9 protein-coding genes are annotated in these 10,592 nt (G+C 69.8%); 3 read left to right on the forward strand and 6 right to left on the reverse strand.

Going from position 1 to position 10,592, the window contains the following annotated elements:
* Positions 1–197 precede the first annotated feature (197 nt).
* Positions 198–503: a ferredoxin gene (locus ACFWYS_RS41025; protein ID WP_384781035.1), complete on the forward strand. Its 306-nt coding sequence runs from the start codon at positions 198–200 to the stop codon at positions 501–503.
* Positions 504–561: 58 nt separating this feature from the next.
* Here the strand turns inward: ACFWYS_RS41025 and ACFWYS_RS41030 are convergent, their stop codons facing one another.
* From ACFWYS_RS41030 to ACFWYS_RS41040, 3 genes are all read right to left on the reverse strand, one after another.
* Positions 562–1,140: a hypothetical protein gene (locus ACFWYS_RS41030; protein ID WP_384781038.1), complete on the reverse strand. Its 579-nt coding sequence runs from the start codon at positions 1,138–1,140 to the stop codon at positions 562–564.
* 260 nt (positions 1,141–1,400) lie between these two features.
* Positions 1,401–2,303, reverse strand: coding sequence for a tRNA (adenine-N1)-methyltransferase (locus ACFWYS_RS41035; RefSeq protein ID WP_272114801.1), 903 nt, complete (start codon positions 2,301–2,303; stop codon positions 1,401–1,403).
* 50 nt (positions 2,304–2,353) lie between these two features.
* Positions 2,354–3,988, reverse strand: a complete 1,635-nt coding sequence (locus ACFWYS_RS41040; protein WP_384781041.1) for a site-2 protease family protein — start codon at positions 3,986–3,988, stop codon at positions 2,354–2,356.
* A 175-nt stretch (positions 3,989–4,163) separates the two neighbouring features.
* Here ACFWYS_RS41040 and ACFWYS_RS41045 point away from each other — a divergent pair, with 175 nt between their 5' ends.
* Positions 4,164–5,213, forward strand: a complete 1,050-nt coding sequence (locus tag ACFWYS_RS41045; protein WP_384781044.1) for a RecB family exonuclease — start codon at positions 4,164–4,166, stop codon at positions 5,211–5,213.
* 77 nt (positions 5,214–5,290) lie between these two features.
* Positions 5,291–5,962: a response regulator transcription factor gene (locus ACFWYS_RS41050; protein WP_030946450.1), complete on the forward strand. Its 672-nt coding sequence runs from the start codon at positions 5,291–5,293 to the stop codon at positions 5,960–5,962.
* A gap of 101 nt (positions 5,963–6,063) precedes the next feature.
* Here the strand turns inward: ACFWYS_RS41050 and ACFWYS_RS41055 are convergent, their stop codons facing one another.
* From ACFWYS_RS41055 to ACFWYS_RS41065, 3 genes are all read right to left on the reverse strand, one after another.
* Complete coding sequence (locus ACFWYS_RS41055) at positions 6,064–7,644, reverse strand: ABC transporter substrate-binding protein (RefSeq protein ID WP_384781048.1); 1,581 nt, start codon at positions 7,642–7,644, stop codon at positions 6,064–6,066.
* Between the two features lie 98 nt (positions 7,645–7,742).
* Positions 7,743–9,347, reverse strand: coding sequence for an ABC transporter substrate-binding protein (locus tag ACFWYS_RS41060; protein WP_384781052.1), 1,605 nt, complete (start codon positions 9,345–9,347; stop codon positions 7,743–7,745).
* Between the two features lie 424 nt (positions 9,348–9,771).
* Positions 9,772–10,467 (reverse strand): HAD family hydrolase, encoded by a 696-nt coding sequence (locus ACFWYS_RS41065; protein ID WP_384781055.1) that lies wholly within the window; start codon positions 10,465–10,467, stop codon positions 9,772–9,774.
* Positions 10,468–10,592: the final 125 nt, after the last annotated feature.

The following is a 10,592-nucleotide window of genomic DNA, read 5'->3' on the forward strand; positions in this document are numbered from 1 at the left end:
GGTGGGTGTCGATTGAAACCCCTAGATCACAAAGACGGTCGGGGTGTGTCCGATCTTCACCCTTGCGCTCTCCCTCACGCCAGGGGAATACCCACCGCACATGATTGGAACCCAGGCAGAGGTAGGGTCAAAGCGTTCAACACCCGTCAGAGCTGGCCGGATTCCCGTACGGCTCGGGGCAGGAAGCGGTAGGAGAGATGAGCGTGGAGCAGGCGGCCGGGGTCGAGGGTGAGGCGCTGGAGGTCTGGATCGATCAGGATCTCTGTACCGGTGACGGGATCTGTGCCCAGTACGCCCCTGAGGTGTTCGAGCTGGACATCGACGGTCTGGCCTACGTGAAGGGCGCGCAGGACGAGCTTTTGCAGGCCAGGGGGGCCACAACGCCCGTACCGCTGCCGCTTCTCACGGATGTGGTGGACTCGGCGAAGGAGTGTCCGGGCGACTGTATCCATGTGCGTCGGGTTTCGGACAAGGTCGAGGTGTTCGGCCCCGACGCCGAGTGACCTTGCCTGTACGGGCTGTTACGACTGTCTGATTTCTCACAACGGTGGGTGGCGTGGGTCAGACGCTGTGTGCACCGGAGGGTGTCGAGCGGACGAACGCGCCATTTTTCCACTGCCACTTCGCGCTGTTCTTCACGTCGGGGCAGCAGCGCGGCACGTCCTCGGTGGAGTAGCCGAGGAGGTCGGTGACGACGGCTTCGTCACGCACGGCGATGTCACTGACGGTGATGCCCTCTTTGGGGTTCACGAGGGTCGCGACGACGCGGGGTGCGTTCGTCTCGGCGCCCTGGGTGAGGACGTAGACGCCGTCGGGCGGGGTGCCCATGGGGGAGTCGCAGTGCACGACGGCCACGGTTTCGGGGCTGCCGTCGCCGTCGAGGTCTCCGGTGGCCTTCTTGACCACGACCGCCTTCACGGGGCCGCATTCGAGCGGGAAGTCGACGTGCGCCGGGTCGGGGGGTGTGGTGACCGTGGTGGGTTTCTTCGCGTCCGGGCCGGCTGTCTGGGCCGCTGTCGCCGAGTTGGGCTGCAGGACCGAGGAGAGGGCCACGACTGCGGCGACCGCTGTGGCGGTGGCGAGCCAGTGGATCGGTCGGGTGTGGGTGTGTGCCAGTTCCGGGACGGCGGATTGCTGCACTAGGAGCGTCTCCTGTGAGGGCTGTGCCGGTGGGGGGGGGTGGCCAGCATGGTGCCATACGTCACAGTGCGGGGGAACGGCGGGGGTGTGTAGTTACGGTGCCGGATGTCTGGCGGTCGGGGGTGCACGGGGGGCGTGTGGGGCTCGCGGGTGTCGCTTGTATGCCCTTACGCCAACGGAAAGACGCTGTGGTCGAGTTCCGGAGGGGTTCCGGGAACTCGACCACAGCGCTTGTACGTTGGTTGCGGCACGGGGCCGTCTCAGCGGCCGGTGCCTCCGTCGGCGTTGGGGCCTTCGTAGTCCTCGCCGTAGGCGCCCTTGGCGGGGCGGCGACGGCGCATGGGCGGCTCGACTCCGTCGGCGAGGCGGCGGGCGGTGAGCAGGAAGCCGGTGTGGCCGATCATCCGGTGGTCGGGGCGGACTGCGAGGCCCTCGATGTGCCAGTTGCGGATCATCGTCTCCCAGGCGGTCGGCTCGTTGAAGCAGCCGATCTCGCGGATGGACTCGACGGTCCGGGCGAGCTGGGTGGTGGTGGCGACGTAGCAGCAGACGATGCCGCCGGGGACGAGGGCCTTGGAGACGGCCTCCAGGCATTCCCAGGGGGCGAGCATGTCGAGGATGACGCGGTCGACGTCGGTGTCGGACAGGTTGTCCTGGAGGTCGCCGACGGTGAGCTGCCAGGCGGGGTGGGGGCCGCCGAAGTAGCGCTCCACGTTCTGCTTGGCGATGTCGGCGAAGTCCTCGCGGCGCTCGTAGGAGTGCAGCATGCCCTGGTCGCCGATGGCGCGCAGCAGGAAGCTGCTGAGCGAGCCGGAGCCGACGCCGGCCTCGACGACGCGGGCGCCGGGGAAGATGTCGGCGAAGGCGAGGATCTGCCCCGCGTCCTTCGGGTAGACGACGGCTGCCCCGCGGGGCATGGACAGGACGTAGTCGGGGAGCAGGGGGCGCAGCGCGAGGTAGGCGACGTTCCCGGTGGTGCGGACAACGCTGCCCTCGGGAGCACCGATCAGTTCGTCGTGCGGGAAGGAACCCTTGTGGGTGTGGAAGTTCTTCCCGGCTTCGAGCGTGAACGTGTAGTGGCGGCCCTTGGGGTCGGTCAGCTGAACCTGGTCCCCGACCTTGAAGGGCCCGCGCCTGCGGGCGGCACCGGTCGGTTCGGACATGTGAACAGCCTACCGGGGTTTGCGGGGGCCGCCGACCACCGTGTCCGGTGCTAGGAGGGGCGGGCCATGGCCTTCACGAAGGCGCGTTCCACGTCGGCCGCGGACAGCACGCCGTAGATCTCGCCGGTCTCCTCGACCACCAGGTACTCGGTGGCCGGGGTGGCCCGCAGGGCGTCGAGGAGTGCCTCTCCGGAGAGCTCGGCGGAGACGCGCATGCCGTCGGTCAGTTCCTGGGCGAGGCCGCTGACGGCGACCCAGGGACGGCGGTGTTCGGGTACGCCGACGATGGCGGCCTCGCGGACGAGGGAGAGGGGGTTGCCGTCGGCGTCGACGACGACCAGGGCGCGGGCGCCGGCGGTGTTGGCGCGGCGCAGGGCCTCGGAGAGGGGGGTGTCGGTCTCGACGGGTACGGCACGCCGGGTGAGGGTGCGGGCGCGCAGTTCGGGGAGGTGTTCGCGCAGGCGGGCCATGCGCAGGCTGTTGCCGGCGCCGGTCCAGATGATCGCGGCGAGGATGGCGGCAAGCAGGGCGTCCATGACGGTGTCCATGCCGACGTTGTCGACGGCGTCGGAGCCGAGGGCGCCGGACTGGGTGAGCCACGGGAGTCCGACGAGGACGGAGACGGCGAGGGCGCGGCCGACCCAGGCGGCGGCGATGGTGCCGTGCATCGGTTTGCCGGTGATTTTCCAGACGACGGCGCGGAGCATGCGGCCGCCGTCGAGGGGCAGGCCGGGGAGCAGGTTGAAGGCGGCGACGATGAGGTTGGAGATCATCAGGCCGGCCAGCAGGACGCCGGGGACGGTGCCGGGTTCGACGGGCTGCATGGCGGCGTAGAAGACGCCGGCGAGGACGAGGGAGAGCAGGGGGCCGACGAAGGCGAGGACGAACTCGCGGCCGGGTGTCTCGGCCTCCTTCTCGATCTCGGAGACGCCGCCGAAGAACTGGAGCTGGATGCGGCGGACCGGGAGCTTGAAGCGGAGGGCGGCGACGGTGTGCGCCAGTTCGTGGACGAGGACGGAGGCGTAGAAGGCGACCGCGAAGAAGAGGGAGACGAGGTAGCGGGCGGCGCCGAGCTCGGGCAGCACGCGGTCGAGCTGTCCGCCGAAGACCCAGGTGATGAGGGCGGCGACGAGGAACCAGCTGGGGGCGACGTAGACGGGGACTCCGAAGGGGCGTCCCATGAGCAGTCCGCCGCGTGGCTCGGGTGTCCGGGGCGGCTGCCCTTTGGTTCCCGTGTGGGCGAGCGTGCGGTGGGCGTCGACGGTGTGGCCGGGCGGCTGGTCGGCGGTGGGGCCGTCGGTGTGCTGGGGGGTTTCCTGGGGGGTGCTCTTCGTGGTCGGGACGGGGCGGGGGGACTCGGGCGAGGTGTCCTCCGTCGTACTCCCGTCGGCAGCGCCATCGCCATCGGCACCGGCACCGGCAGCGTCTTCGGGCCGCGGAGTCGGCCGGTCCTCGGGCCCCTCCCCCTGCGGCGCGGCTCCGTCGCTGCCGTCGGGGGGAAGGTCCAACCGCCGTACCACCATGGTCGGTTCGTCGGCCGGAGGTGTCGGGGGATCGTCGGTGCCCGTGGCGCGCCGGGGCGTGCCGGGGCGTGCGGGGCCCGTGGCCGGGGTCGTAGGTGGTGCGTGGCGCTCGGCCGATTCCTCGTTGCCGGACCGCGGCTGCCCGCTGCCGCTCTCGTCCACGGTGTCCCCTCGTTCGAAGCGTCTTCCGCTCCAGCCGGGCGGAAGGGTCTCTGGTCGATGGTATGCGGGCGTGGTGACGCGTTTCTCCCCGGCACCCCCTCTGTTTTCCCTGTGGGCACGGCCGTGACGGCGGCGGCTGGGTCACTGTCAGTGGTGGGCCGTAGGGTCTGTGGTCATGGAGACGAGCACGGAGGGTGCCGCGGCGGGCTGCGGCAGTGACGACGCGCCGGGGACGGGTCCGGTGGCGGAGGAGTTCCCGGCGGGGGCGCAGGGCGCTGAGGCGCCGGTCGAGGTGGGAACAGGCGTGGCCACGGCCACGGCGGCCGACGGTGCCACGCGGGTGGCCATAGCGCCGGCCTCGCTGTCGCCCTCGCGTGCGAGTGACTTCATGCAGTGCCCGCTGCTGTACCGGTTCCGGGTGATCGACCGGCTGCCCGAGAAGCCGAGTGCGGCGGCGACGAAGGGCACGCTGGTGCATGCGGTGCTGGAGCGGCTCTTCGACGCCCCGGCCGCCGAGCGGACCGCTCCGCGTGCCAGGTCCCTCGTCCCCGGTCAGTGGGAGCGGCTGCGGGAGAGCAGGCCGGAGGTCGTGGAGCTGTTCGCGGACGATCCCGAGGGCGAGCGGCTGGCGACGTGGCTCGGGGAGGCGGAGCAGCTCGTCGAGCGCTGGTTCGGGCTGGAGGATCCGACCCGGCTGGAGCCGGCCGAGCGGGAGCTGTTCGTCGAGGCGGAGCTGGAATCGGGGCTGCGGTTGCGCGGCATCATCGACCGGGTCGACGTGGCGCCGACGGGTGAGGTGCGGATCGTCGACTACAAGACGGGCAAGGCGCCCCGGCCCGAGTACGCCGAGGGTGCGCTGTTCCAGATGAAGTTCTACGCGCTCGTGGTGTGGCGGCTGAAGAAGGTGATCCCGCGCCGGCTCCAGCTGGTCTATCTGGGCAGCGGTGACGTGCGGACGTACGACCCTGTCCTCGCGGACCTGGAGCGGGTGGAGCGCAAGCTGCTCGCGCTGTGGGAGGCGATCCGGCTGGCGACGGAGACGGGCGACTGGCGTGCCCGGCCGACGAAGCTGTGCGGCTGGTGCGATCATCAGGCGCACTGCCCGGAATTCGGCGGCACTCCCCCGCCGTATCCGTTGCCGGTGAGGGTGGCGGCCCCGGGGTCGGCCGGGGGTCCGGCCGGCGGCGCAGCGGCAGTCGAGGGCGGCGTCCCCAGAGAGGCGTAGTCGCTGCCGGTCAGGGCGGGCGAGTCCGGTGGCGGTGCACAGGGCAGAATGGGGCCGGACTAGCGAAGGAGACTTACGTGGCCATCCGTGTCCTACTGGTCGACGACCAGCCGCTGCTGCGTACCGGCTTCCGGATGATTCTGGAGGCGGAGCAGGACATCGCGGTCGTGGGCGAGGCCGGTGACGGTCTCCAGGCCCTCGACCAGGTGCGGGCGCTGCAGCCCGACGTGGTCCTGATGGATATCCGTATGCCCCGGATGGACGGGGTCGAGGCGACGCGGCAGATCACCGGGCCCGGGCGGGACGGCCCGGCGAAGGTGCTGGTGCTGACCACGTTCGATCTCGACGAGTATGTGGTGGAGGCGCTGAAGGCGGGCGCCAGTGGCTTCCTGCTGAAGGACGCCCCGGCCAATGAGCTGGTGCAGGCGATCCGTGTGGTGGCCGCCGGTGAGGCGATGCTCGCGCCGAGCATCACGCGCCGGCTGCTCGACAAGTACGCCACGCATCTGCCGTCCGGCGACGAGCCGGTCCCGGACACCCTGCACACGCTCACCGAGCGCGAGGTGGAGGTGCTGAAGCTGGTGGCGCGGGGCCTGTCCAACGCGGAGATCGCGGCGGATCTGTTCGTCAGCGAGACCACCGTGAAGACGCATGTGGGTCACGTGCTGACCAAGCTGGGGCTGCGTGACCGGGTGCAGGCCGCGGTGTACGCGTACGAGAGCGGGCTGGTGCGTCCCGGCGCACAGTAGAGCCAGGCGTCCGCGCCAGGAGTCCGCGCTACGGCGAAGAGGGCGCCCCCTTCCGGAGAAGGGGGCGCCCTGCGCGTGTGGACGCGCGGTACGGCCGTGCGTCAGCCCTTGTTGAGCTCCCAGAAGCGGAAGACGGTGGAGGCGTCGAGGCAGTACTCCAGGCCGTACACGTCGTCGCGGACGACGGCGTACTGCTTGGCCTGCCAGACCGGCAGGACGGGGAGTTCCTTGGCGACGATGTCCTGGAGCTGGCCGAACTCGTCGTCCGTCGCGGAGCGGTCGCTCTCGGCGGCGGTGCGGGGGATGAGCGAGCCGGTGATCGCGTTGTTGCGGTAGTTGTTGCTCAGCACGTTGCCCTTGCCGAAGAAGGGGGACGTGAAGTTGTCGGCGTCCGGGTAGTCCGGGATCCAGCCCTTCACGTACACGCCGTACTTGCCGGCGGCGACGTCCTTCTCGTACTGGTCGAACGCGACGGACTGTACGTCGGCGTCGAACAGGCCGCTGTCGTTGAGCTGCTGGGCGATCGCCTTGAGCTCCTGGTCGGTGGCGGGGCCGTAGCGCGAGGGGGTGGACCACAGGGTCAGCTTGACCTTGCCGTTGATGCCCTCGTCCCGCAGTGCGGCGGTGGCCTTGGCCTTGGAGGGGCGGGCGCCGTAGGTGTCGAAGAACGCCGTGTTGTGGCCGCCGATGCCCGCCGGGATGATCGAGTACAGCGGCTGGGCGGTGCCCTGGTAGACGTCCTTGATGAGGGCGTCACGGTCGATCAGGTAGGCCATGGCCTTGCGGACGCCGAGCTTTCCGGCGACCGGGTCGTCCATGTTGAAGACGAGGTGCTGGACCTCGGCGCTGCTGCCCTCGACGACCTCGACACCGGAGTCCTCGCCGGACTTCTCGATGCCGGCTATGTCGCCCGAGGTGAGGCCGCGGTAGGCGATGTCGACGTCGTTGTCGGTCAGGGCCTTCTTCAGGGCGTCCTGGTCGCCGTGGAAGAACTTCAGCGTGACGCCGGAGTTCTGCACATGGGCGTTGCCCTTGTAGTTCTCGTTGACGGAGAACACGGCCTCGTCGTCGTCGAAGGTGTCGAGCTGGTAGGGCCCGGAGCCGACGGCGGCGCCGTCCTTGCGCAGGCCCTTCGCGTCGTACTGGTCCTCGTCCACGATGGAGCCTGCGCCGGAGGCGATCTTGCTCGGGAAGGTGGCGTCGGGGGTGTTGAGGCGGAAGACGACCGTCTTGTCGTCCGGGGTCTCCACCTTGTCGAGGGTGGGGAACATGACCGCGGGGCCGTCGGGGTCGTTGATCTTCAGCATGCGGTCGAAGGAGAACTTGACGTCGGCCGAGGTGAGCGCGTCACCGTTGCTGAACTTAAGGCCGTCCCGGAGGGTGCACTTGTAGACCGTGGCCCTGGTGTCGGCGAAGGTGCACTGCTCGGCGGCTTCCGGCTGCGGCTCGGTGGCGCCCTTGGGGAAGCTGAGCAGCGACTGGAAGACGTTGTTGAACAACAGCCAGGAGCCGGGGTCGTAGCCGGACGCGGGGTCGGTGGCCAGGATGTCGTCGGACATCCCCATGACCACCGAGGTGCCGGTCCCCCCGGAGTCGCCCGTCTCGGTTCCGCAGCCGGTCAGCAGGCCGGAGGCCAGCCCTGCCACGACGGGCAGGACCGGCCACTGGGTGCGTATGTTCACGTACGAGTGCCTTGTCGTCGTTGTGAGGAACCCGGGTCTCGTCCTGGTGCCCGGGCCTGGCCCGGCGCCGTGGGTCGTGGGCGCCGGGCGGAGAGACGTCAGCCGCTCACGCCACGGCCGAGCTCCCACAGCTGAAGGGTCGAGGAGGAGTTGAGCGCATACGCCGTACCCGTGACGTCGTCCCCCGCGGCGACGTACTGCTTGCCCTGCCACAGCGGGATCACCGGCACGTCGTTGGCGACGATGTCCTGGATCTCCGTCAGGCTGCCGGCCGCGGCGAGGCGGTCGGCGGCGCGCCGGGACTCCGGGATCAGGGTGTTCCGGATCGTGCTGTTGGCGTACGGCGAGCCGAGGAAGTTGTCCTTGTCGAGGAACGGCGCGAGGTAGTTGTCGGCGTCGGGGAAGTCCGGGAACCAGCCCATGCCGTAGACCTCGTAGGTGCCCTTCTGCTCGGCGGGCCGGAAGGTCGCCCAGGGCGCGCCCTTGATGTCGACGTCGAACAGCCCGCTGTCGTTCAGCTGCTTGCGCAGCAGCTCGAACTCCTTCTTGGTGGCCGGGCCGTAGTGGTCGGTGGTGTAGTGCAGGGTCAGCTTCACCGGGGTGGTGATGCCGGCCTTCTCCAGTAGGGACTTGGCCTTGCCGACGTCCGGGTCGCCGTACTTGTTGAAGAACGAGTTGGAGTGGCCGGTGATGCTGGCGGGGACCAGCGAGTACAGCGGTTCGGCCTGGGAGCCGTAGACCTTGGAGACGAGTTCGCCGCGGTCGATGACCTGGGCCATCGCCTGGCGGACGGCCTTGCTCTTGACGGCCGGGTCGTCGGTGTTGAAGGCCAGGTAGCGGATTTCCAGGCCGGCCATGTCGACGAGGTCGGTGGTGTCGTCGGAGTCGGCCGACAGCTTCTGGATCTGCTCGGGCGACATGGTGCGGGTCATCAGGTCGATGTCGCCGTCGGAGAGGGCGGTGCCCATCGCGTCGGCGTCGGTGAAGTTGCGCAGCTCGACCTTGTCGTTGCTCACCTTCAGACTCCCCTTGTAGTCGGGGTTCTTGGTGAACACGGCGGAGACCAGCTCGTCGTTGTCGACCTCGGCCTGGAGGGTGTACGGGCCGGAGCCGTCGACCTCGAAGCCGTCGCGCAGCTTGTCCTTGGCGTAGATGTCCGGGTCGACGATGCCGGCGACCGGGGTGGACAGCTTGAACGGGAAGGTGGCGTCGGCGGTCTTGAGGTGGAAGATGACCTCGCGGTCGCCCTGGGTCTCGACGGTGTCGATGGTGGACAGCAGCGCGAAGACGCCGCTGTCGGCCTTCAGGGAGCGGGCGCGGTCGATGGAGTACTTCACGTCGTCCGCGGTGACGGGGTCGCCGTTCGCGAACTTGAGGTCCTCGCGCAGGGTGCAGGCGTAGCGTTCGTTGCCGCTGTCGGTGAAGCCGCAGCTCTGGGCGGCCTCGGGCACCGGGTCGCCCTCGCCGCGGGGCTGGATCATCAGGGTCTGCACGGTCTGGCGGAGGATGTTCCAGGTGCCGACGTCGTAGGCGAAGGCCGGGTCGAGCGGGGCGGGGGCGTCTTTCGAGGCAGTGAACGCGTCCGTGGTGCCGACGACGATCGCGTCGCCGTTGTCGCTGCCGCTGTCGGTTCCGCCGCAGGCGGCGAGAACCGGCGCGAGCAGGCCGATGACGGCCGGCAGCACCAAAGTCTTGCGGTTCATGCTCGGGTTTCTCCAGCTGTCGACTCCGTGTACCCGGCATGCAGGGGTGTCGCGGCGGATCACGGGGTAAGTGCGATGTTCTCGCGACGAGATTAGTCCGCGCCCGCAGGACGGTTCACGGCCACCGGAGTTGAGGCCCCCTCACGGAGCGGAATCGGGTGCGGACGGACCGGATCCCCGAGGGTGGAAGGATTCGTGCACCGTTCCATCAATCGGGACACAAAGGCGCCCCGAAAGCCCTTCACGGAGGGCGAGGCGGCTTGTGCGGGACGCCCGTCGGACCCATTTGGAGTGGTGAACATCACAAACTGAACAGTCTTGGCAGGTGCCGGAATTCGGCCGCCCCGGGCGTTCGAATTTCGTTGCGGAATTTCTGCGCTTAACGATGTTGCACGCTGCGTGAACGCCGCGCGCATTTCCGTTGTCACGCCGCCATGAGTCCGCGCAGAAATGCCAGATCGACCTCTTCCAGGGAGGTCACGACGGTGCGCCGGGCGGCCGGGGTGATCGGTGCCACCGATGGTACGGCCACCACATGGCAGCCGGCGGCCTCGGCCGCGGCGACGCCGGTCGCGGTGTCCTCGACGACCGCGCATCTGGCCGGGTCGGCGCCGAGGCCGGCCGCGGCCAGCAGATACGGGTCCGGGTGGGGCTTGGTGCGCGGCACCTCGTCACCGGCGACGGTCAGCGCGAAGTGCTGGGGGCCGAGCGAGGTGAGCACCCGGTCGATGATGCGCCGGTGGGAGGCGGAGACCAGGGCCGTCGGGATCTCGTACGCGGCGAGCTCGGCCAGCAGCCGGGCGGCTCCCGGCATCAGCGGCAGGGTCCGGTCGATGCGGTCCTCGAAGCCCTGGTTGAGCAGCACCGTGAGCTCGGCGAGGCCGATGTCGGCGCCGGTGGCCTCGATGAGGAATCCCGCGCTGCGGGTCATGGGGCCGCCGACCACGACATGGCGCCAGGTGTCGTCGAGGGTGTGGCCGAGGCTCGCGAAGATCTCGACCTCGACGTCCCACCAGAAGCCCTCCGTGTCCACCAGGGTTCCGTCCATGTCGAGCAGCACGGCTTGCAGGGCGGAGCCCTCGGCCGTACAGGTTCCTGGTGCGGGGACCGTGCTGGTCATCCACGTACCTCCTTGAAGGGGCGGTCGCGGGGGGGGGGGGCGGGGGGGGCCCCCGGGGGGGGGGCCCCCCCGGGGAGGGCGCCCCCCCCCACGTGGGTGCGGTTTTATGTGGGGGGCGGGGGCCC

It is taken from the genome of Streptomyces sp. NPDC059010 (assembly GCF_042740355.1).
GTDB lineage: Bacteria > Actinomycetota > Actinomycetes > Streptomycetales > Streptomycetaceae > Streptomyces.